General features: G+C 71.4%; 19 protein-coding genes and 1 tRNA gene. 10 read left to right on the forward strand and 10 right to left on the reverse strand.

Annotation, left to right across the window (positions count from 1 at the left end; all coding sequences use genetic code 11):
• Positions 1–4: 4 nt before the first annotated feature.
• Positions 5–628: a MerR family transcriptional regulator gene (locus ACIBTU_RS25700; RefSeq protein ID WP_399128976.1), complete on the reverse strand. Its 624-nt coding sequence runs from the start codon at positions 626–628 to the stop codon at positions 5–7.
• A 186-nt stretch (positions 629–814) separates the two neighbouring features.
• On the opposite strand from ACIBTU_RS25700, the gene ACIBTU_RS25705 reads away from it, so the two are divergent.
• The 5 genes from ACIBTU_RS25705 to ACIBTU_RS25725 all read left to right on the forward strand — a co-directional run bounded on the left by ACIBTU_RS25705 (position 815) and on the right by ACIBTU_RS25725 (position 6,264).
• Positions 815–2,380: a flavin-containing monooxygenase gene (locus tag ACIBTU_RS25705; RefSeq protein WP_399128784.1), complete on the forward strand. Its 1,566-nt coding sequence runs from the start codon at positions 815–817 to the stop codon at positions 2,378–2,380.
• On the forward strand, positions 2,377–3,336 hold the full coding sequence (locus tag ACIBTU_RS25710) for an alpha/beta fold hydrolase (protein WP_399128785.1): 960 nt from the start codon (positions 2,377–2,379) through the stop codon (positions 3,334–3,336). The genes ACIBTU_RS25705 and ACIBTU_RS25710 overlap by 4 nt, the downstream gene beginning before the upstream one ends.
• Positions 3,333–4,208, forward strand: coding sequence for an SDR family oxidoreductase (locus ACIBTU_RS25715; protein ID WP_399128786.1), 876 nt, complete (start codon positions 3,333–3,335; stop codon positions 4,206–4,208). Before ACIBTU_RS25710 ends, ACIBTU_RS25715 begins: the two co-directional genes overlap by 4 nt.
• A gap of 103 nt (positions 4,209–4,311) precedes the next feature.
• Complete coding sequence (locus ACIBTU_RS25720) at positions 4,312–4,509, forward strand: hypothetical protein (protein ID WP_399128787.1); 198 nt, start codon at positions 4,312–4,314, stop codon at positions 4,507–4,509.
• A gap of 528 nt (positions 4,510–5,037) precedes the next feature.
• Positions 5,038–6,264 carry a recombinase family protein gene (locus tag ACIBTU_RS25725; protein ID WP_399128977.1) on the forward strand — a complete coding sequence of 409 codons (1,227 nt, stop codon included), beginning with the start codon at positions 5,038–5,040 and terminating at the stop codon, positions 6,262–6,264.
• 57 nt (positions 6,265–6,321) lie between these two features.
• On the opposite strand, the gene ACIBTU_RS25730 is transcribed toward ACIBTU_RS25725, so the two are convergent.
• On the reverse strand, positions 6,322–7,125 hold the full coding sequence (locus tag ACIBTU_RS25730; protein ID WP_399128788.1) for an exodeoxyribonuclease III: 804 nt from the start codon (positions 7,123–7,125) through the stop codon (positions 6,322–6,324).
• Between the two features lie 69 nt (positions 7,126–7,194).
• Here ACIBTU_RS25730 and ACIBTU_RS25735 point away from each other — a divergent pair, with 69 nt between their 5' ends.
• Positions 7,195–7,701 carry a GNAT family N-acetyltransferase gene (locus ACIBTU_RS25735; RefSeq protein WP_399128789.1) on the forward strand — a complete coding sequence of 169 codons (507 nt, stop codon included), beginning with the start codon at positions 7,195–7,197 and terminating at the stop codon, positions 7,699–7,701.
• A gap of 114 nt (positions 7,702–7,815) precedes the next feature.
• Here ACIBTU_RS25735 and ACIBTU_RS25740 read toward each other — a convergent pair.
• From ACIBTU_RS25740 to galU, 7 genes are all read right to left on the reverse strand, one after another.
• A tRNA-Ala gene (locus tag ACIBTU_RS25740) sits at positions 7,816–7,889 on the reverse strand.
• Between the two features lie 91 nt (positions 7,890–7,980).
• Positions 7,981–9,150, reverse strand: coding sequence for a gephyrin-like molybdotransferase receptor GlpR (gene glpR, locus ACIBTU_RS25745; protein WP_399128790.1), 1,170 nt, complete (start codon positions 9,148–9,150; stop codon positions 7,981–7,983).
• Between the two features lie 172 nt (positions 9,151–9,322).
• Positions 9,323–9,967, reverse strand: coding sequence for a GNAT family N-acetyltransferase (locus tag ACIBTU_RS25750; protein WP_399128978.1), 645 nt, complete (start codon positions 9,965–9,967; stop codon positions 9,323–9,325).
• Between the two features lie 20 nt (positions 9,968–9,987).
• Positions 9,988–10,539 carry a molybdenum cofactor biosynthesis protein B gene (locus ACIBTU_RS25755; protein WP_399128791.1) on the reverse strand — a complete coding sequence of 184 codons (552 nt, stop codon included), beginning with the start codon at positions 10,537–10,539 and terminating at the stop codon, positions 9,988–9,990.
• On the reverse strand, positions 10,536–11,015 hold the full coding sequence (gene moaC / locus ACIBTU_RS25760; RefSeq protein WP_399128792.1) for a cyclic pyranopterin monophosphate synthase MoaC: 480 nt from the start codon (positions 11,013–11,015) through the stop codon (positions 10,536–10,538). The genes ACIBTU_RS25755 and moaC overlap by 4 nt, the downstream gene beginning before the upstream one ends.
• A gap of 99 nt (positions 11,016–11,114) precedes the next feature.
• The gene (gene glp / locus ACIBTU_RS25765; RefSeq protein WP_399128793.1) at positions 11,115–12,464 is read right to left on the reverse strand and encodes a gephyrin-like molybdotransferase Glp; all 1,350 of its coding nucleotides are present in this window, start codon (positions 12,462–12,464) and stop codon (positions 11,115–11,117) included.
• A 4-nt stretch (positions 12,465–12,468) separates the two neighbouring features.
• Positions 12,469–13,371: a UTP--glucose-1-phosphate uridylyltransferase GalU gene (gene galU, locus ACIBTU_RS25770; RefSeq protein ID WP_399128794.1), complete on the reverse strand. Its 903-nt coding sequence runs from the start codon at positions 13,369–13,371 to the stop codon at positions 12,469–12,471.
• Between the two features lie 106 nt (positions 13,372–13,477).
• Here galU and ACIBTU_RS25775 point away from each other — a divergent pair, with 106 nt between their 5' ends.
• Positions 13,478–14,101: a 5-formyltetrahydrofolate cyclo-ligase gene (locus ACIBTU_RS25775; protein ID WP_399128795.1), complete on the forward strand. Its 624-nt coding sequence runs from the start codon at positions 13,478–13,480 to the stop codon at positions 14,099–14,101.
• Between the two features lie 62 nt (positions 14,102–14,163).
• Here the strand turns inward: ACIBTU_RS25775 and ACIBTU_RS25780 are convergent, their stop codons facing one another.
• A complete protein-coding gene (locus ACIBTU_RS25780; RefSeq protein WP_399128796.1) occupies positions 14,164–16,932 on the reverse strand; it encodes a penicillin acylase family protein in 2,769 nt (922 codons plus the stop codon).
• A gap of 253 nt (positions 16,933–17,185) precedes the next feature.
• On the opposite strand from ACIBTU_RS25780, the gene ACIBTU_RS25785 reads away from it, so the two are divergent.
• The 3 genes from ACIBTU_RS25785 to ACIBTU_RS25795 all read left to right on the forward strand — a co-directional run bounded on the left by ACIBTU_RS25785 (position 17,186) and on the right by ACIBTU_RS25795 (position 20,566).
• Positions 17,186–18,643, forward strand: coding sequence for a potassium/proton antiporter (locus ACIBTU_RS25785; protein ID WP_399128797.1), 1,458 nt, complete (start codon positions 17,186–17,188; stop codon positions 18,641–18,643).
• A gap of 249 nt (positions 18,644–18,892) precedes the next feature.
• A complete protein-coding gene (locus ACIBTU_RS25790; RefSeq protein WP_399128798.1) occupies positions 18,893–20,176 on the forward strand; it encodes an MFS transporter in 1,284 nt (427 codons plus the stop codon).
• 69 nt (positions 20,177–20,245) lie between these two features.
• On the forward strand, positions 20,246–20,566 hold the full coding sequence (locus tag ACIBTU_RS25795) for an FmdB family zinc ribbon protein (RefSeq protein ID WP_399128799.1): 321 nt from the start codon (positions 20,246–20,248) through the stop codon (positions 20,564–20,566).
• Positions 20,567–20,587: the final 21 nt, after the last annotated feature.

Consider the following 20,587-nt stretch of genomic DNA (forward strand, 5'->3'; position numbering starts at 1 on the left):
CGTTCTAGGGCTTGCCCTCGCCGATCTTGCGGTCCATGGCCAGCGACAGTTCCGCCTCGACGACCGACTTGGCCAGCGGGCGCAGGCGTTCGACGTCCTTGTCCGTGCCGTGGGCGAGGACGAGGTCGGCGAAGAGATCCGCCAGGGCGTTCGCGTGTTCGCGGACGGTGGCGGCCGCGGCCAGGACCTCGGCGAGGGGGATGCCCTCGCGGACCAGGGCCGAGGAGACGTCGAGCAGGCGGCGGGAGATGTGGACGATCTCCTCGCCGTCGGTGCCGAGGTAGCCGAGGTCGAGCGCGGCCTGGAGGTTCTCCGGGGTGTCCTGGCCGGCGAAGTGGTCGGCGAGCTCGGCGGCGGAGAGGCGGACCGGCGTCTCCTCGGTGGGTTCGCCGAGGCCGAGGAGCTCGCCGACGTCGCGGCCGCGGTCGAAGGCGTCGGAGAGTTCGGCGATGCCGTTGAGGGTGTGGCCGCGCTCCAGGAGGGCGGCGACGGTACGCAGGCGGGCGAGGTGGGTCTCGTCGTACCAGGCGATACGGCCCTCGCGGCGGGGCGGCTTGATGAGGCCGCGCTCACGGTAGAAGCGCACGGTGCGGACCGTGATGCCGGCCGCCTCGGCCAGTTCCTCCATGCGGTACTCGCGGTGGTCCACGCGCTCGTCGTCGCCCCTCGTCGTTTCGTCGCCCACGGCCGGAACCCTATGTCGTACTGGCGGTAACTTTCCTCGGCCCGACCCCTACCCATGAGTACGGAGCTGCTCTAGTCTCCCATTGCGCCAGTGTTCACTGGCAGAGTCGCGCGGCACGGGAGGCGCCGGATGGCCGAGCAGAAGGCCGGACAGGAACACGAACACGTACGGGTGGCGGTCATCGGGTCCGGCTTCGGCGGCCTCGGCGCGGCGGTCCGGCTGCGGCGCGAGGGCATCACCGACTTCGTCGTCCTGGAGCGCGCGAGCGCCGTCGGCGGCACGTGGCGCGACAACAGCTACCCGGGGTGCGCCTGCGACGTGCCCTCGCACCTGTACTCGTTCTCCTTCGCGCCGAACCCGGACTGGCCGCGCACCTTCTCCGGACAGGAGAAGATCCACGACTACCTGGAGCACGTCGCCGACATCTTCCGGATCCGGCCGCACATCCGCTTCGACAGCGAGGTGAAGCAGGCCCGCTGGGACGCGGAGAAGCTGTGGTGGGTCGTCGAGACCGCCAGTGGCACCCTCACCGCCGACGTCGTCGTCTCCGCCACCGGGCCGCTGTCCGACCCGAAGGTGCCCGACATCCCGGGGCTCGACACCTTCGAGGGCAAGGTCTTCCACTCGGCCCGCTGGGACCACGACTACGACCTGCGCGGCAAGCGCGTCGCCGTGATCGGCACCGGCGCCTCCGCCATCCAGATCGTGCCCGCCGTCCAGAAGCAGGTCGGCAGGCTCACCCTCTTCCAGCGCACGCCCCCGTGGGTGATGCCGCGCGCCGACCGGAACATCACCAGGGCCGAGCGCTGGCTGCACCGCCAACTGCCGTTCACCACGCAGGCCCGGCGCGGCATCCTGTGGGGCATCCGCGAGCTCCAGGTCCAGGCCTTCACCAAGCGGCCCGAGGAACTGGGCCTGGTCGAGCGGATCGCCAAGGCGAACCTGCACCGCGCGGTCAAGGACCCCGCGCTGCGCGCCAAGCTGACCCCCGACTACCGCATCGGCTGCAAGCGGATCCTGCTCTCGAACACCTACTATCCGGCGCTCGCGCAGCCGAACGTCGACGTCGTCGCCTCCGGCCTCCAGGAGGTCCGCGGGAACACGCTCGTGGCCGCCGACGGCACCGAGACCGAGGTCGACGCGATCGTCTTCGGCACCGGCTTCCACGTCACCGACATGCCGATCGCGGACCGGATCGTCGGCGCCGACGGCGACACCCTCATGCAGTCGTGGAAGAGCGGCATGAAGGCGCTGCGCGGCGCGACCGCCGCGGGCTTCCCCAACTTCATGACGATCATCGGCCCCAACACCGGGCTCGGGAACTCCTCGATGATCCTCATGATCGAGTCCCAGCTGAACTATCTCGCCGACTACATGCGGCAGTTGCACGTCCTCGGCGGCCGCGTCGCCCTCACCCCGCGCGAGAGCGCCGTGACCGGCTGGAACAACCGCGTACAGGACCGCATGAAGCGCACCGTGTGGAACACGGGCGGCTGCGACAGCTGGTACCTCGACGCGAACGGCGTCAACACCACGGTGTGGCCCGGCACCACGACCGAGTTCCGGCAGGCCACCCGGCACGTGGACGTCGGGGAGTACGAGGTCGTACGCCCCGCACCCGCCGAGAAGAGCGCCGCCAAGAAGACCGCACCCGCCAAGACCGCCCGTACCAAGAAGAAGGTGGAGGCCGCATGAGCCGGCTCACGCACGTCACGTCCGGGCCCTACGCACCACCGCCCGCAGCCCGCGAACTGACCGTCGTCTCGGCGGACGGCGCGCGGCTGCACGCGGAGGTGCACGGGCCCGAGGGAGCGCCCACGGTGGTCCTGGCCCACGGCTGGACCTGTTCCACGGCCTTCTGGGCCGCGCAGATCCGGGCGCTCGCCACCGATCACCGGGTGATCGCCTACGACCAGCGCGGCCACGGCCGCAGCCCGGCCGTCGCACGGCTCCCGTACACGGTGGACATGCTGGCCGACGACCTGGAGGCCGTGCTCGCGGCGACTCTCGCGACGGGCGAGAAGGCCGTGCTCGCCGGGCACTCCATGGGCGGCATGACGATCATGGCGGCGGCCGCCCGGCCGGGCGTGCGGGAGCACGCGGCGGCGGTGCTGCTGTGCAGCACGGGCAGCTCGCGCCTGGTGGCCGAGTCGACAGTGGTACCGATCCCGCCGAGCGGACTGCGCACCCGCCTGACCAAAGCGGTCCTGGGCTCGAAGGCCCCGCTCGGGCCGGTCACCCCGATCGGCAAGAAGGTCCTCAAGTACGCCACGATGGGCCCCGGTTCGGCGCCCGACAAGGTCGAGGCCTGCGCCCGGATCGTGCACGCCTGCCCACGCGGGGTGCGCTCCGGCTGGTCGCAGGTCCTGTCGACGCTCCAGGTCGACGCGGGCGTGGAGGCACTGACCGTGCCGACGGCCGTGATCGTGGGCACCCACGACCGGATGACGCCGGCCGTGCACGCGCGGCGCATCGCGGCCGCGCTCCCGCAGAGCGAGGGCCTGACCGAGCTGGCCGGCCTCGGCCACATGACGCCGGTCGAGGCGCCCGAGGTGGTCACGGCGAAGATCCGGGAACTCAGCAAGCAGTACGTGCCGTCCGTGCAGTCCGAGCAGAACGTGCAGTCCGAGGAAGGGGCGCAAGCCGCATGAGCAAGGTCAGTCTCGAAGGACAGGTCGCGGTCGTCACGGGGGCGGCGCGCGGGGTGGGCGAGCTGCTCGCCCGCAAGCTCTCGGCGCGCGGCGCCAAGATCGCGCTGGTCGGCCTGGAGCCGGACGAGCTCAAGCAGGTCGCGGGCCGGCTGCACTCGGACGCCGACTGGTGGCACGCGGACGTCACGGACCACGTGCAGATGGCCCGGGTCGCCGAGGAGGTCAAGGAGCGCTTCGGCAAGGTCGACATCGTCGTCGCCAACGCCGGCGTCGCGACCGGCGGCCCGTTCGTGGACTCCGACCCCGACGCCTGGCGCCGGGTGATCGAGGTCAACCTGATCGGCTCGGCCGTCACCGCCCGCGCCTTCCTCCCCGTCCTCATGGAGTCGCGCGGCTACCTGCTCCAGATCGCCTCCCTCGCCGCGATCACCCCGGCGCCCATGATGACCGCGTACTGCGCGTCGAAGTCGGGCGTCGAGGCGTACGCGCACAGCCTGCGCGCCGAGGTCGGCTACAAGGGCGTCAAGGTGGGCGTCGGCTACCTGTCCTGGACCGACACCGACATGGTGCGCGGCGCGGACCAGGACGACGTGATGCGCGAGCTGCGCGGACGGCTGCCCTGGCCGGCCAACAAGACGTACCCGCTGAGCCCGGCCGTGGACCGGATCGTGGCGGGCATCGAGCGCCGCTCCTCGCACGTGTACGCCCAGTGGTGGCTGCGCGGCATGCAGGGCATCCGCGGCTACCTGCCCGGACTCATCGGGGCGGTGGGCCAGCGCGAGGTGCGGCGCTTCGACGGGCGCTTCGACGGCATGTCGAAGGGCCTGGTGGGTGCGGGCGGCGCCGCCGACGAGTCGGTCCGCACGCCCTGAAACTCCCTGACACGGTGGGTGAGTGATCAAAATGCGACGTATGTCCGGCCGTGCAAGGCTGGTCGCAGCCCGATCCCCTCACCCACCTCAGGAGTGAACAAGCATGGGCATCAAGGACCAGTTCCAGGACAAGGCCGAAGACCTCGCGAACAAGGCCAAGGACGCCATGAGCGGCGACAAGGGCGAGGCGAGCGAGCGCGCGCAGCAGGCCCAGGACGAGGCCCGCGAGCGCGGCTCGCAGGGCATGGACGAGGCGCGCGACAAGGCCCAGGAAGCCCGGGACCGCATGGACCGCGGCTGACCCCGCGCACCGTCCGTTCTTGAGGACCTGACGATCCCCCGACCGGGGCCCCGGTCGGGGGATCGCTCTGTTTCCACCGGGCCCGATTACCTGACCTGCGGGTCCACGAGGAGAACAACGCGATCGGCCTGCGGGTCTGGCCGACCACCGATGTGTTGGCGATCTTCGGGTTCCACGGGTCCAAGCACTCCGTATCCACAGGCAGGCATCGGAAGTACCGTCTCCCCCTCGGAGTACCGGCACACGCCGCACCTTCGCTCCCTCGGACCGAACGCCTGAGGGCTCCGAAGGAGCCGTCACCTTTTCGAGGGAACACGACGCCGAACAAGCCCGGATTACCGTTCGGAATCCGAGAGTTGGCCCGACAGAGAAGACCCCGGCGGCTGTCCTACCAGCCCCGGGGCATGGCCGACCCTTGCAAGGAGCGTCGACGTGTCCGAGCATAGCGCTGCCCTTTTCCCACCGAGTTCGCATCCGGACAGAGCACAGCGAGCCCTGGGCGCAGTACGCCTGAGCTGCCTCACCCAGGTGACGACGTCACCCGGCAGACAGCGCGCCGCCATTCAACTGGCAGCTCGGCGACTGGGCTTGACCGTGATCGCGGAAGCGACCGATCTCGGCGTCTCCGCCCGGCAAGCCTCCCCGTTCGACAGGCCAGGCCTGTCTCACTGGCTGCGCCACCCCGGCGAGTACAGCCACATCATCTGGTCCCATGTGGACCGCGCTGTGCGATCCGTCCAGCACATGTCTCAGTTGATCGAGTGGGGCGAGACGCACGGAATCACGTTCGTCTTCGTTATGCCCGAGGAGCCGAACCCCATCGTCGCCCCTCCGTTCGCGGACGGCTCCGTGATCCGTCAGTGCATGGACCTGGCCTATGCCGCCGAGCGAGAGGCCCACGCGATTTCCGCCCGGCTCACCGGCGCACACGAAGCGTTGCGCGCCGCTGGACGCTATGGCGGCGGACTCGTGCCGTTCGGCTACCGCAAGGCACCCCATCCGTCCGGAATGGGGTGGTGTCTCGAACCCGACCCCGAGACGGCCGTCATCGTGAGGGCGGTGGTCGCCGATGTACACGCCGGGCTGTCTCTCGTGGCCATTGCTCACAAACTGGAGACGGCGGGCGTACTGGTACCGCGAGACCGTCATGCCCAGTTGCAGGGGCGACCGACAGGCGGGCAGCGCCATGGGCGGAGCTTCGACAGGTTTCGCTGGACGGCAGGCAGCCTCAGCAAGATCCTTCGCACTCCGGCCCTGATGGGCCACCGCGTACACGGCGGTCAGACCGTGCGCCGCGACGACGGCTCCCCCGTACTGATCGGCCTTCCGCTACTGACGGAGCACGAGTTTCTGGAGCTGCGGTCACTCCTCGACACCCGCTCGAACGGCAAGCAGCCGAAGAGCAGGGAAACCTCGCTACTGATCGGGATCGCACACTGCGCCGGCTGCCAGGGCCGCATGTACTTCGCCGCGCGCAAGGCGTACGCGTACGGGGACTACGTCTGCCGCGCCTCCGCTCGGGGCACGACGTGCACGAGCCAGGCCGGCATGCGTGCGACCTGGCTGGAGGAGTACACGATCCGCCGGTACCGCGACGCACGCCCCACAGAGGCCGCGGTCACCCGGGAACAGCTCCTCAGGGACGGAGTACGCGTGACCGTCACCAAAGGCTCCAGGGGTGGCGGGCCCGAGCGACTGGCAGGGCCTGACACGTCCCGCCTGACATTCACCATCGGAGGTCTTGCGCCCCAGTAGGCACCGCGCTGTCGGGACGGGGCGCGCGGCCTGACCGCGCGCCCCACATCTCATGCCTCAGAGCTCGTACACCGTCGTCACGGGCGCGTGGTCCGACCAGCGCTCGTCATGCGTGGCCGCCCGCTCCACGAACGCCTTGACCGCCCGCTGCGCGAGGCCCGGCGTCGAGATCTGGTAGTCGATCCTCCACCCCGAGTCGTTCTCGAAGGCCCGCCCCCGGTACGACCACCACGAGTACGGTCCCTCGACGTCGGGGTGCAGGGCGCGGACCACGTCGACGTAGCCGCCGTCGGCCTCGTCCAGGACGCGGCCGAGCCACTCCCGCTCCTCGGGGAGGAAGCCGGAGTTCTTCTTGTTGCTCTTCCAGTTCTTGAGGTCGGCCTCGCGGTGGGCGATGTTCCAGTCGCCGCAGACCACGACCTCGCGACCGTCCGCGGCGGCGCGGACGCGCAGCTTCTTCAGGTAGGTCAGGAACTCGTCCATGAAGCGGATCTTCTCGTCCTGGCGGTCGGTGCCGACCTCGCCCGAGGGCAGGTAGAGGCTGGCCACGACGACGCCGGGCAGGTCCACCTCGACGTAGCGGCCGCTGGTGTCGAACTCGGCGGAGCCGAAGCCCACCTGCACGCGCTCGGGCGCGCGCCGCGTGTAGAGGGAGACGCCGGCCCGGCCCTTGGCGGCGGCCGGGGCGTGCACGACGTGCCAGCCCTCGGGCTCCCGCACCTCGTCGGGGAGCTGCTGCGCCTCGGCCCGCACTTCCTGGAGGCACAGGACGTCGGCGGAGGTCTCGGCGAGCCACTCCACGAAGCCCTTCTTGGCGGCGGCCCGCAGCCCGTTCACATTCACAGAGGTCACAGTCAGCATCGGGCCACGGTACCGGCACACTGGAAACGTCCTCCCCGATTCGACACGCATAGAGTTACGATCTCCTGTATGAGTATCCAGCTCGCGCCGACCCTGGCGCCCACCCTGCGCCCCGTCTCCTTCGGCCACCCCGACGCGATCGCGCTGAACGACCGGGTGCAGCTCGAGTACGCGGAGCGCTACGGCGACGAGGGGGATGTCACACCCCTGGACCCGACGATGTTCGACGCCCCGCGCGGGCTGTACCTGATCGCCTACGACGCGCAGGGCACCCCGCTGGCCACGGGCGGCTGGCGCACCCAGGACGCGAACGAGGAGGCGTACGCGGACGGGGACGCCGAGCTGAAGCGCATGTACGTGACCCCGGAGGCGCGCGGCCTGGGTCTGGCCCGCCGGATCCTCGGGGCGCTGGAGGCGGACGCGCGCGCGGCGGGGCGGACGCGGATGGTGCTGGAGACGGGCACCAAGCAGCCGGAGGCGATAGCGCTCTACACGTCGAGCGGGTACGTGCCGTGCGCCAAGTTCGGCCACTACCGCTTCGACGAACTGAGCCGCTGCTTCGCCAAGCCGCTCTAGCCGGCCCGTTTAGGGGGCGGAACCGCCGGGCCGCTCCTGGCCGCTCCCGGCGGTTTCGGCCCGGAACAGCGAAGAACCCCGCCGGTTACCCGGCGGGGTTCTTCTTAATTGCGGTGGACCTGTGGGGATTTGAACCCCAGACCCCCTCGATGCGAACGAGGTGCGCTACCAGACTGCGCCACAGGCCCTTGCAACGAGTGAAACTCTAGCATCCCGATCGGGGTGCTCGGAAATCCGCTCCCGGACTGGTCAGCCGGGTCGGCGCCGCGGGCTTCCCGATCACTCGTTGGCGGCGCGCGGCCGGCCGTCCGCACCCGTGCCGTTGTCGTACTGGTCGAAGAGCGGGGTGCGGCCGCGTTCGCGGGAGCGGCGGGCGGAGGCGGCGCGGCGGGCGTCGCTGCGCCCGTCGTCCGCGGTCTGCTCGCGCTCGTACTCCTGCTCCTCGGGGGCCGACTGCCCGGCGGCGGAGGAGCGGGCCGCGCTCCAGGTCTCCGGGGCGCCGTAGTCGATGCCGCCGCCGGCGCGCGGGGCGACCGGCGCGGTGACGTACGTGGGCAGTGGCACCGGGACGGGGTCCCAGCTGTCGCCCGCGCCGGGCCGGGCCTGCCGCTCGCGCTGCTGGTCGACCCATTCGGCGTGGTCGGTCTGCTCGACGAGGGCGCGCCGGTCGGCGGCGAGCGCCTCGAGCCCGGGGTCGGTGGCCGGCTCGGTGGCCTCTGGGCCGTCCTCCAGGTCCTCGGCCACGGCGCGCTGCGCGGCCGGCTGACGGCGGCGCGGCTGGCGCTCACGCAGCCGCTGGGCGGCGATCTCGGCCTGGCGACGGTCCATCACGTAGGCGAAGCGGCGGCGCTCCTGGGCGCGCAGATAGACGATGTACGCGCTGAGGAGCAGGGCGGGCGCGGCGGGCGCCCACAGGAACGGGACGCCGCCGACCGCGGCGACGACCGCGCCGAGGGAGAACGCGGCGAACAGGAGCACGGTGGTGCGGCGGCGGCGCGCGAGGACCTTGGTGCGGCGGGCGCGGGCCTGCGCGGCGGCGGCCGCCGCGTCGCGCTCGGGGCGGGCCGGGTGCGGAGCCACGGCCTCCGGTTCCGGCTCGGCGGCCGGTACGGGCTCGGGCGCCGGTTCGGGCTCGGGGCGGCGCCGCGCGGGGGGCTTGCGCTCCCCGGCCGCGGGCGCGACGAAGGCCCGGACGTCCACCGCGTCGGTGGTCGCGTCCGGGTCGGCCGGGTCGCCGGGCCGCTCGTCCGCCTCGGGCGGGCGCGCCTGCAGGTCCTTGGCGTATCGGCGCTCCATGCCCGCCCGGCCGGAGAGAAGCCGGATGGCGGTGCTGAAGCGTTCCGTCGGACGGGCTTCGTTCAGCTCGTCCTGCCTACGGAGCCACATCGGCACCAAGTAGGCGGCCCAGGCCCCGACGATGACTGCGTAGATGAGGCCGCTGCTGCTCACGCCTCACACCGTAGAGGGGTTTGCGTGAGGCCATCCGCCAATTGGGCCGGTGTGTCGCACGATCTGGCTGATATTTCGAGCATTTTTTGCGACTGATGCGATCAACCGGCCGCTCGGGGCGGGAATTTAATGCCTCCGGCGGTCGATCCGCGATCATTTTCGAACACTTATTTCATTTCGAGGGGGCGCCCGGGTCGAGCGTGTTCGAGCCGCTCGGACCTGCGGTCTTGCTGCGCCGCTCGCGCCGCCACCGCTTCAGGAGCCCTTCGGGGATCTCCTCGGCGGTGAGCGCGAAGACGAGATGGTCCCGCCAGGCCCCGTCGATGTGGAGATAGCGCGGGCGCAGGCCCTCCTCGCGGAATCCGAGTTTCTCCACGACCCTGCGGCTCGGCCCGTTCTCCGGGCGAATGCAGACCTCGATGCGGTGCAGACCCACCGTGCGGAAGCAGTGGTCGACGGCGAGGGCGACGGCCGTGGGCATCACCCCGCGCCCGGCCACGGACTCGTCGACCCAGTAGCCGACATGGCCCGCGCACATCGAGCCCCAGGTGATCCCGGCGACGGTCAACTGCCCCACCAGACGGCCCTGGTACTCGATGACGAAGGGCAGCATCCGGCCCGCGTTCGCCTCCGCGCGCAGGTGGCGGACCATCTGACGGTACGTCGGGCGGTGGGTGATCGGGCCGCTGGGCGTGGGCGGCGGGATGGTCGCCTCCCAGCGGCGCAGCCAGTCGCGGTTGCGCCGGTTCACCTCGCGCCAGGCGCGCTGGTCGCGCAGCCTTATGGGGCGCAGGACGACATCGCCCTCCGCCAGGATCACGGGCCAGGACGGGCTGTTCAGTGCGCACCCCCGGTGGCATGGGCATCGGGCCCGGCGCCGGGCCTGGCGTCGGGTCCGGCGTCCGGTCTGGGGTGGTCGCCGCCGCGGATCTGGTCGACGGCGTGCGTGAGCAGCGGCTCGAGGACGGCGAGCCCGTCCTTCACGCCTCCGCTCGAACCCGGCAGGTTCACGATCAGTGTGCGCCCGGCCAGGCCCGCGAGGCCACGGGAGAGCGCGGCCGTGGGCACCTTCTCCCGGCCGTACGCGCGGATCGCCTCCGGGATGCCCGGGATCTCGCGGTCCAGGACGCGGGCGGTGGCCTCGGGGGTGCGGTCGGTGGGCGAGATGCCGGTGCCGCCGGTGGTGACCACGACGTCGTACCCGGCCTCGACGGCGGCGCGCAGCGCGGCCTCCACCGGGTCGCCGTCCGGGACGACCTGGGGGCCCTCGACGGCGAAGCCCATGGCGCCGAGTCCGGCGGCGATCAGGGGGCCGCCCTTGTCCTCGTAGACGCCGGCGGCCGCGCGGTTGGACGCGGTGACGACCAGGGCGCGGTACAGGTCGCTCATCGGTGCCAGTCCCCGGACTTGCCGCCCGTCTTCTCCTCGACGCGCACGTCCGAGATGACGGCGCCCTTGTCGACGGCCTTGACCATGTCGACGACGGTGAGCGCGGCGACGGAGACCGCCGTGAGGGCCTCCATCTCGACGCCCGTACGGTCCGTGGTCCTCACGGTGGCGAGGATCTCCACGGCGTCGTCGGCCACGGACAGGTCGAGCTTCACACCGGAGACGGCCAGCGGGTGGCACAGCGGGATGAGGTCGGGGGTGCGCTTGGCGCCCATGATCCCGGCGATGCGGGCGGTCGCGAGGGCGTCGCCCTTGGGGACGCCCTCGCCGCGCAGCAGCTCGATGACGCGCGGCGAGACGAGGACCCGCCCGCTGGCGCGGGCCGTGCGCGTGGTGACGGCCTTCTCCGACACGTCGACCATGCGGGCGGCGCCCGCCTCGTCGATGTGGGTCAGTCGGTCCTGCGAAGTGCTCATGGTGCTGTGGCGCTCCCGATCCGAGCCGTGCGCGGTGCGGCGCGCCGGACAGTTTGTGCGCGACACGCTACCGCGCGCCCCGGAGGGGAGGGCAGACGCTCAGCTCAGCAGCACGACGTCGACCTGGGTGCCCGGCTCCACGGAGGTGGTGGCCTCGGGGACCACGATCAGGGCGTCCGCGTGGGCGAGGGCGGCGACGAGGTGGGAGCCGGCGCCGCCGACCGGGGTGACGGTGCCGGTCGCGGGGTCGTGGGCGCCGCGCAGGAACTGGCGGCGGCCGGCCGGCGAGGTCAGCGCCTTGTCGGCGGTGAGCTTCGCGCGGACCTGCGGCCGGTGCACAGCACCCGCGGGCAGCCCCATGAGCGTGCGGATCGCGGGGCGCACGAACAGCTCGAAGGAGACGTACGAGGAGACCGGGTTGCCGGGCAGGGCGAGCAGCGGGGTGTGGTCGGGGCCGACGGCGCCGAAGCCCTGCGGCTTGCCGGGCTGCATGGCGAGCTTGCGGAACTCGACGCCGCTGCCCGCGCCGATGCCGTCCTCCTCGTCGGGGTCGCCGATCGCGGAGAGCGCCTCCTTGACGACGTCGTACGCGCCGACGCTGACGCCGCCCGTGGTGACGACGAGGTCGGCGCGGATCAGCTGGTCCTCGATCGTGGAGCGGAGCGTCTCGGCGTCGTCGGCGACCGCGCCGACCCGGTAGGCGATGGCTCCGGCGTCCCGCGCGGCCGCGGTCAGGGCGAAGCTGTTGGAGTCGTAGATCTGGCCCTGGGCGAGCGGCTCGCCGGGCTGGACGAGCTCGCTGCCGGTGGAGACGACGACCACCCGCGGGCGCGGGCGTACGCGCACGCTGCCGCGGCCGATCGCGGCGAGCAGGGAGATCTGGGGCGGGCCGAGCACGGTGCCGGCGGCGAGGGCGCGGTCGCCCGCCTTCACGTCGCTGCCGCGGGCGCGGACGTGCGCGCGGTCCCCGGCGGCGCGGTGGACGCGGACCTCGCCGGAGGCGCCCTCGGGGGCGGCGCTGTGGGCGGTCATGGTGCTGACGGGGCCCGCGCCGAGCCCTCCGTCGGTCCACTCGACGGGGACGACGGCCTCGGCGTCGGGCGGCAGCGGGGCGCCGGTCATGATGCGGACGGCCTGGCCGGGGCGGACCGTGGGCTGCTCGGACTGGCCGGCCGCGACGTCGCCGATCACCGTGAGCACGGCGGGGAACTCCTCGCTCGCGCCCGCGACATCGGCGACGCGCACCGCGTAGCCGTCCATCGAGCTGTTGTCGAACGGGGGCAGCGAGACCGGCACCGTCACGTCCTCGACGAGCACGCAGCCCTGGGCGTCGAGGAGTTGCAGCTCGATGGGGTCGAGCGGGTGGACGGTGCTGAGGATGTCCTCCAGGTGCTCGTCGACCGACCAGAGGTGGCCGTGACTGCTGGAGGGCGTGGTCGCGCTGCTCAAGGTCCTACATCTCCTCGGTGACGTAACTGCGAAGCCAGGTCCGGAAGTCGGGGCCCAGGTCCTCACGTTCGCACGCGAGTCTGACAATGGCCCGCAGATAGTCTCCACGGTCGCCGGTGTCATAGCGGCGGCCCTTGAAGACGACTCCGTGGACCGGGCCGCCGACCTTCTCGTCCGCGGCGAGTTGCTGGAGGGCGTCGGTGAGCTGGATCTCGCCGCCGCGGCCGGGCTCGGTCTTGCGCAGTATGTCGAAGACGTGGGGGTCCAGGACGTAGCGGCCGATGATCGCGTAGTTGGACGGGGCGTCGGCCGCGTCCGGCTTCTCGACGAGGTCGGTGACCTTGACGAGGTCGCCCTCGCCGGTCGCCTCGACGGCGGCGCAGCCGTAGAGGTGGATCTGCGCGGGGTCGACCTCCATGAGGGCGATGACGCTGCCGCCGTGCTGCTCCTGGACCTCGACCATGCGGGCGAGGAGGGGGTCGCGGGGGTCGATGAGGTCGTCGCCGAGGAGGACGGCGAAGGGTTCGTCGCCGACGTGGGGGGCGGCGCACAGGACGGCGTGGCCCAGGCCCTTGGGGTCGCCCTGGCGGACGTAGTGCATGGTGGCGAGGTCGCTGGACTCCTGGACCTTGGCCAGACGGCTCGCGTCGCCCTTCTTCTGGAGGGCGGACTCCAGTTCGTAGTTGCGGTCGAAGTGGTCCTCGAGCGGGCGCTTGTTGCGGCCCGTGATCATGAGTACGTCGTCGAGACCCGCGGAGGCGGCCTCTTCGACCACGTACTGGATCGCCGGCTTGTCGACCACCGGGAGCATCTCCTTGGGAGTCGCCTTGGTGGCGGGCAGGAACCGGGTGCCGAGACCGGCGGCCGGGATGACAGCCTTGGTGATCCTGGTGTGCGAGTCAGTCATGCCCGTCACCATATCCGGCGACTATGGGCGGAATCTGTGGGTCCGCTTTGATGGTCCATATATGCGTGGATAAAGAGAGGTTTGCGAACCGCACATGAGTCAGCCCATGAGCCGGCCACCGAGTGACCCGCGCGGCGCCCACCCTGACAAGCGCACATTGCGACGAGAGCTCCTCGCGGTGAGGAGAGCGTTGACTGTGGATGACGTGCGGGAGACGGAGACGGTTCTCGCCCGCCGCGCCCTGGAACTGGACGCCCTCTCCTCGGCCCGCACGGTCGCCGCGTACGTGTCCGTCGGCGGCGAGCCCGGCACCGGCGCCCTCCTGGACGCCCTGCGGGCCCGCGGCACCCGCGTCCTGCTGCCCGTCCTCCTCGCCGACAACGACCTGGACTGGGGCGCCTACGACGGGCCCGGCTCGCTGGCCCGCGTCGAGCACGCGGGCAAGATGGCCCTCCTGGAGCCCGCCGGGCCCCGGCTCGGCCCCGACGCCGTCCTGGACGCCGACGTCGTCCTGCTGCCCGGTCTCGCCGTGGACGTGCGCGGGAAGCGGCTCGGCCGGGGCGGCGGCTCGTACGACCGCGTCCTGGCCCGCCTGGAGGCGGCCGGCGTCCGGCCCGACCTCGTGGTGCTGCTCTACGACCGCGAGGTCCTCGACGAGGTGCCCACGGAGGAGCACGACAAGGCGGTGGACGCGGTCGTGACGCCTTCAGGGGCGCGGCGCTTCACGTGAACGCCGAAGGGGCCCCACGCGCGCGTGGGGCCCCTTCGGCAGGAAGCTACTTCTTCAGGACGCTACTTCTTCAGGACGAGTGTGTCCGAGGTGTCGCCCTCGACCGCCTTGTCCGTGAAGCGCCACGGCAGCAGCTCGCCGTCGATCCACTTCTGCGTCTGGTCCGTGTAGTGCGAGCTGAAGGTGTGGCCGGAGGCGCCGGTCAGGTTGATCCACTTCGACTTGTCGAAGTCCTCCAGGTTCACCACCATGCGCATCGACGGCACCCAGCTGACGCCGTAGCCGCCCGCCGCGTTCCAGCCGGTCGCGTTCACGGCCGCCTCGCCGCCGCCGAGCTTCCAGGGGCCGCGGTTGAGCACGTACTGCAGCCAGCCGGGGCCCGCCGTGCCGAGCGTCTGGTTCTTGAGCTCCAGCTGGTGCAGCCGGCCCCAGCTCCAGGTGTCGATGTCCTTGCCCAGCTTGGCCGTCAGGTCCCAGCGGGCGTCCTCCATGGCACGGGCGAACAGCTCGTCGCGGGTCGCGGTCGCCGCGTCGGTGCGCGTCTTCGGAGCCTGCCACCAGGTGTTGTTCTCGTCCTTGAGGATGGTGCGCACGACCTGGAACCAGCGGTCGCCGCCGTCCGGCTGCGCCGAGTCCGCGTCCCGCTGACCGCACTCGCGCACCCGGCGGTCGTCGTCGGCCGGGCCGCTGTTGTCGACCGGGGGGACGCTCAGGCACTGGCCCTTGACGCGCAGCTCCTTGGGGAGCTTGTTGCCGAAGGAGAGCTTGAGGATGTTGCGCCACACCGAGTTGAAGTAGGCGGCCGCCGCCGAGTCCGGGTTCTGGGTGTAGTCCCAGTTCTCCAGGAGCTCCTGCGCCTCGCGGACGTACTTGTCCTTGACGTCGATCTTCATCAGGTAGGGCACCAGCAGCTTCGCGATCTCGCTGCTGTTGTCCATCTGCATGGTGCGCATGTCGTCGGTGGAGATCTTGCCGCCGCCGTCGATCTTCGACTTGATCAGGTCGGTGATGCGCTGGCTGCGCGTGCCGTAGCCCCAGTCCGTCGTCAGCGTGTACGGGTAGTCCTCGCCGACGACCGCCTGGTTGGCGGTGACGATGTAGCCGCGCTTCGGGTCGTACTCGTAGGGCAGCTCGTCCTGCTTGATGTAGCCGGTCCAGCGGTACTTGGCGTCCCAGCCCGGCGAGGGGAGCGAGCCGTCGCCCTCGCCGCGGGTCGGGATGCGGCCGGGCAGCTGGTAGCCGATGTGGCCCTCGGTGTCGGCGTACGTGAGGTTCTGCGAGGGCACCTGGAAGTCGGCGGCGGCCTTGCGGAACTCGGTCCAGTCCGAGGCGCGGTCGATGCCGAAGACGGCGTCCATGGTGTTGCCCGCGTCCAGGGCGGTCCAGCGCAGCGCGATGCCGTAGCCGTCGCCGCGGTCGGGGGCCGTGGTGCCGACGGGGGCCTTCTTGCCGACCTTGACGAGCTCGTCGTTGCGGTCGGAGAGCAGCGGGCCGTTGTTCGTCTCGCGGATGGTGATCGTCTTGTCGTCGCCGCCGGCGACCTTGATGACCTCCTTGCGCGTCTTGAACGCCACGGTCTTGCCGCCGTACAGGTAGCCGTCGCCGCTGAACTTCTCCAGGTAGAGGTCGGTGACGTCGGCGCCCGAGTTCGTCAGGCCCCAAGCGATGTCCTGGTTGTGGCCGATGACGACGCCGGGCATGCCCGCGAAGGTGTAGCCCGCCACGTCGTACCGGCACTTGGCCGAAAGGCTCGTGCAGTGCAGGCCCATCTGGTACCAGACGGACGGCAGTTGCGGCGCCAGGTGCGGGTCGTTGGCGAGCAGCGGCTTGCCGGTGATGGTGTGGTCGCCGGAGACGACCCAGGAGTTGGAGCCGATGCCGTTGCCGCTCGGGCCGAGGCCCGCGGAGTCGGGGATCTGGTCCAGGACGTCCGCGAGGCCGCCGAGCTGGCTCTCGAGCCCGCCGGTGCCCTCGGGTGCCCGCGCGCCGCCCGTGAGGCCCGTACCGGCCCCCTGGCCGCCTCCGGAGCCCTGCCGGCCGGTGCCCGTGGACGCCTGGTCGTAGGTGCCCGTGGCGTCGTTGTAACCGCCCTCCTGCACGATCGGCTTGTTCCGGTCGTACGGGTAGGCCGGGTACAGGTCGGCGATCTGCTTCTTGTCGAGGCGGCTCGTCATCAGCGAGCGGTCGATCTCGTCCTGCATGTTGCCGCGCAGGTCCCAGGCCATGGCCTTGAGCCAGGCCACGGAGTCGACCGGCGTCCACTTCTGCGGCTTGTAGTCGTTCTCGAAGCCGAGCGCCACGTACTCCGCGGAGATCTCCTTGGCGCTCTTGCCGGCCAGGTAGGCGTTGACCCCCTTGGCGTACGCCTGGAGGTACTTCTTCGTCTCCGGCGCGAGCTTGGAGTCGTACTCCTCCTGCGCGACCCGGTGCCAGCCCAGGGTCCGCAGGAACTCATCGGTCTTGACCTGGCCCTTGCCGAACATCTCGGAGAGCCGACCGGAGGTCGTATGGCGGCGCACGTCCATCTCGTAGAAGCGGTCCTGCGCCTGCACGAAGCCCTGCGCCGTGAACAGGTCCTCGTCCGAGGAGGCGTAGATCTGCGGAATGCCGTGATCGTCCCGCTTGACCTGTACCGGCCCGTCGAGGCCGTCGATCCTGACGGAGCCCGTCGTCTGCGGCAGCGAGGCGCGCACGCTGTCGACACCCCAGTACGCGCCGTAACCGATGCCCGCGAGAACGGCCAACACCAGGACGATCACGATCAGTCGGGCTCGGCGCCCCTTCTTCCTGCCGGTCTGGCCGCCGGAAGAGGCATTACTGGAGGAGGGCATCGCGATCCTTGCTGTCCTTCGCGGGCTGCTGGCTGGAGCAACCATACGAGCAGTGCGATCCGGGCCCGGACGCGGAGTCAGGAAGGAGCCACCCACGAGGTCCGCGGCGACGGCCCGACCGTCAAGGAACCGTTAACGATTAGGTAAGGTAACGAAGTAACTCCCCCCACATCGACCCCTGCGAAGCACCTCGCGGAAGGAACGGCCCCTGACTGTCGACCACCTCAACCAGCTCCTGCTCGTCAGCGCGCTCGTGCTGCTCATCGCGGTCGCCGCGGTACGCATCTCCTCGCGCAGCGGGCTGCCCAGCCTGCTCCTGTACCTCGGCATCGGCATCGCCATGGGTCAGGACGGCATCGGCAACGTCTCCTTCAGCAACGCCGAACTGACCCAGGTCATCGGGTACGCGGCGCTCGTCGTGATCCTGGCCGAGGGCGGTCTGGGCACGAAGTGGAAGGAGATCAGACCGGCGCTCCCGGCTGCGGCCGCGCTGTCGCTCGTGGGCGTCGCGGTGAGCGTGGGGGTCACGGCCGCCGGCGCGCACTACCTGGTGGGCCTGGAATGGCGGCAGTCCCTGATCATCGGCGCGGTGGTGTCCTCCACGGACGCGGCGGCCGTCTTCTCCGTCCTGCGCAAGGTGCCGCTGCCCGCGCGGGTGACGGGCGTCCTGGAGGCCGAGTCCGGCTTCAACGACGCCCCTGTGGTCATCCTCGTCGTCGCGTTCTCCACCGCGGGGCCCGTCGAGCACTGGTACCACCTGATCGGCGAGATCGCCCTGGAGCTGGTCATCGGCGCCGCGATCGGCCTCGCCGTCGGCTGGCTCGGGTCCTACGGGCTGCGCCATGTCGCACTGCCCGCCTCCGGCCTCTACCCGATCGCCGTGATGGCCATCGCCACCACCGCCTACGCGGCGGGCGCCCTGGCCCACGGCAGCGGATTCCTCGCCGTCTACCTGGCCGCCATGGTGATGGGCAACGCCAAGCTGCCGCACTGGCCCGCCACCCGCGGCTTCGCCGAGGGGCTCGGCTGGATCGCGCAGATCGGCATGTTCGTCCTGCTCGGCCTGCTCGTCACCCCGCACGAGCTCGCCGACGACATCGTGCCCGCTCTGGTCATCGGCCTCGTGCTCACCATGGTGGCGCGCCCCCTGGAGGTCGTCCTCAGCCTGGCGCCGTTCCGGATGCCCTGGCAGGAGAAGGCCCTCATGTCCTGGGCCGGACTGCGCGGCGCGGTGCCCATCATCCTGGCGACGATCCCGATGGTGACCGGCGTCGCCGACAGCAAGCGCATCTTCAACATCGTCTTCGTCCTGGTCGTCGTCTACACCCTGATCCAGGGCCCCACGCTGCCCTGGCTGGCCCGCAAGCTACGGCTCGGCGACTCCGCGGAGGCCGCCGACCTCGGCATCGAATCGGCGCCCCTGGAGCGACTGCGCGGCCACCTGCTGTCCATCTCCATCCCCGAGGGCTCCCTGATGCACGGCGTGGAGGTCGGCGAGCTGCGGCTGCCCAAGGGCGCCGCCGTCACCCTCGTCGTCCGGGACGCCGCCTCCTTCGTACCGGCTCCCACCACGGTGCTGCGGCAGGGCGACGAACTCCTCGTGGTCGCCACCGACCCGGTCCGGGACGCCGCCGAGGCGCGCCTGCGGGCCGTCGCCCACGGCGGCAAGCTCGCCGGCTGGCTGGGCACGGGAGGCGGGACCTCCCGGTAATATGGGGGCACACACCACGTACCACCGACTCTGCCTGACGTAGAGCCGGCGCGACCGCAAAGCGGCCGCGGTCCCCTTGCAGCACCCGCGCCCGGCCCCGCAGCCCGGCGCCCCGCTCCTGCACGGCCCAGGGCCTCTCCTGGCGCGGACCGCAGTATCACTCGGTTCCCGGCGCACGAGGACGGCTCTCGGTGCCCCACGCCCCGACCGGGCGGCGGGGCACTACCAGGCGGCAGAAAGGCGACGGCCGTGCCACAGAAGGCCACGGTCACCGACACCACCGGCAAGCGCCCGGGCTACGGACAACTGCTGCGCACCCGCGGCGCCTGGACGTTCCTGCTCCCCGGCTTCGCAGCCCGCCAGCCGTTCGCGATGCTGACCATCTCGATCGTGCTGCTCGTCCAGCACACCACCGGCTCCTACGGCACGGCGGGCGCCGTGTCCGCGACGACCGGTGTCTCCATGGCGCTGTTCGCGCCCTACAGCGGCAAGCTCGCCGACCGGTTCGGCCAGCGCGCCGTCCTGCTGCCCGGCGTCCTGCTGCACTCCGCGTCCGGCGCGACCCTGACGGTCCTCGCGCTGTCCGGGGCGCCCACATGGACGCTGTTCCTGGCCGCGGTGCCCACGGGCGCCTCCACGCCGCAGGTCGGCCCCATGGTGCGGGCCCGCTGGGGCGTGCGCCTCCAGGGCTCGCCCCTGATGCAGACCGCTGCCGCCTTCGAGTCCGTCACCGACGAGTTCACCTTCGTGCTCGGCCCGCTCTTCGCGACGGCCCTGTGCACGGGCGTCGACCCGGCCGCGGGCCTGCTCACCGAGTCCGCGCTCACCCTGGTCGGCGGCCTCCTCTTCGCCGCCCAGAAGGGCACCCAGCCGCCCGTGAGCGCCCTCGCGGGCCACGCGCGCGTGGAGCACGCCTCCGCGCTGCGCGTCCCCGGCGTGCGCGTGCTGATCGTCACGTTCCTCGGCATCGGCGCCGTCTTCGGCGGCATGCAGGTCTCGCTCGCCGCCTACACGGAGTCCATCGGCGAGCCCGGCATGAACGGCGTCCTCTACGGGATCTTCGCCGCGGGCAACATGCTCTCGGGCATCGTCTGCGGCGCCGTCGCCTGGAAGGCCGCCCCGCAGCGCCGCCTCCTGGTCTCCTACACGGCGCTCGCCCTGATGGCGTCCGGCCTGTGGGCGGCCCAGTCCGTGGTGCTGCTCGCCGGGCTCGGCCTGCTGGTCGGCGTGTGCATCGCGCCCGCCCTGATCACCGGCTACACACTGGTCGAGAAGATCGTCCCCGCGGGCTCCCGCACGGAGGCCTTCACCTGGCTGACCGGAGCGGTCGCGCTGGGCCAGGCCGTGGCCGTCACGGCCGCCGGGCAACTGGAGGACCGCTTCTGGGACGGTGCGGGATTCCTGGTCCCGATGGGCGGCACCGTGCTCGCCCTGGCGGTCATGTTCCTGCTGCGTACGCGGCTCGTCCCGCCGTCCGTCGGGCGCACCGTGGCACGTGGCGTCGGTCACCGAGTGCCGGTGACGGTGGACTGATCCCGAGGAATAGGCCACTATAGAGCGTCGTTAGCACTCACTGAGTGAGAGTGCCAGGAGGAAGACACAGTGCCGACTTACCAGTACCAGTGCACCGAGTGCGGCGAGGGCCTCGAGGCGGTGCAGAAGTTCACCGACAACGCCCTGACCGAGTGCCCGAACTGCGGTGGCCGCCTGAAGAAGGTGTTCTCGGCCGTCGGCATCGTCTTCAAGGGCTCCGGCTTCTACCGCAACGACAGCCGCGGCTCCTCGTCGAGCAGCAGCCCGGCGTCGGCGTCGAAGCCGGCCACCACGACGTCGACCTCTTCGTCGTCGTCCTCGGACTCCAAGTCGTCCTCGACGGCCTCCTCCGGTTCGTCGAGCTCGTCGAGCTCCTCGTCCGCGGCCTGACCCCGGACCCACGCCTTACGA

Source organism: Streptomyces sp. NPDC050145, assembly GCF_044460245.1.
Classification (GTDB): Bacteria; Actinomycetota; Actinomycetes; order Streptomycetales; family Streptomycetaceae; genus Streptomyces.

Coding starts and splice junctions, on each gene's coding strand:
- ACIBTU_RS25700 (WP_399128976.1), bottom strand. CDS start 628: ATGGAGGAACTGGCCGAGGCGGCCGGCATCACGGTCCGCACCGTGCGC.
- ACIBTU_RS25705 (WP_399128784.1), top strand. CDS start 815: ATGGCCGAGCAGAAGGCCGGACAGGAACACGAACACGTACGGGTGGCG.
- ACIBTU_RS25710 (WP_399128785.1), top strand. CDS start 2,377: ATGAGCCGGCTCACGCACGTCACGTCCGGGCCCTACGCACCACCGCCC.
- ACIBTU_RS25715 (WP_399128786.1), top strand. CDS start 3,333: ATGAGCAAGGTCAGTCTCGAAGGACAGGTCGCGGTCGTCACGGGGGCG.
- ACIBTU_RS25720 (WP_399128787.1), top strand. CDS start 4,312: ATGGGCATCAAGGACCAGTTCCAGGACAAGGCCGAAGACCTCGCGAAC.
- ACIBTU_RS25730 (WP_399128788.1), bottom strand. CDS start 7,125: ATGCTGACTGTGACCTCTGTGAATGTGAACGGGCTGCGGGCCGCCGCC.
- ACIBTU_RS25735 (WP_399128789.1), top strand. CDS start 7,195: ATGAGTATCCAGCTCGCGCCGACCCTGGCGCCCACCCTGCGCCCCGTC.
- ACIBTU_RS25755 (WP_399128791.1), bottom strand. CDS start 10,539: ATGAGCGACCTGTACCGCGCCCTGGTCGTCACCGCGTCCAACCGCGCG.
- moaC (WP_399128792.1), bottom strand. CDS start 11,015: ATGAGCACTTCGCAGGACCGACTGACCCACATCGACGAGGCGGGCGCC.
- galU (WP_399128794.1), bottom strand. CDS start 13,371: ATGACTGACTCGCACACCAGGATCACCAAGGCTGTCATCCCGGCCGCC.
- ACIBTU_RS25775 (WP_399128795.1), top strand. CDS start 13,478: ATGAGCCGGCCACCGAGTGACCCGCGCGGCGCCCACCCTGACAAGCGC.
- ACIBTU_RS25780 (WP_399128796.1), bottom strand. CDS start 16,932: ATGCCCTCCTCCAGTAATGCCTCTTCCGGCGGCCAGACCGGCAGGAAG.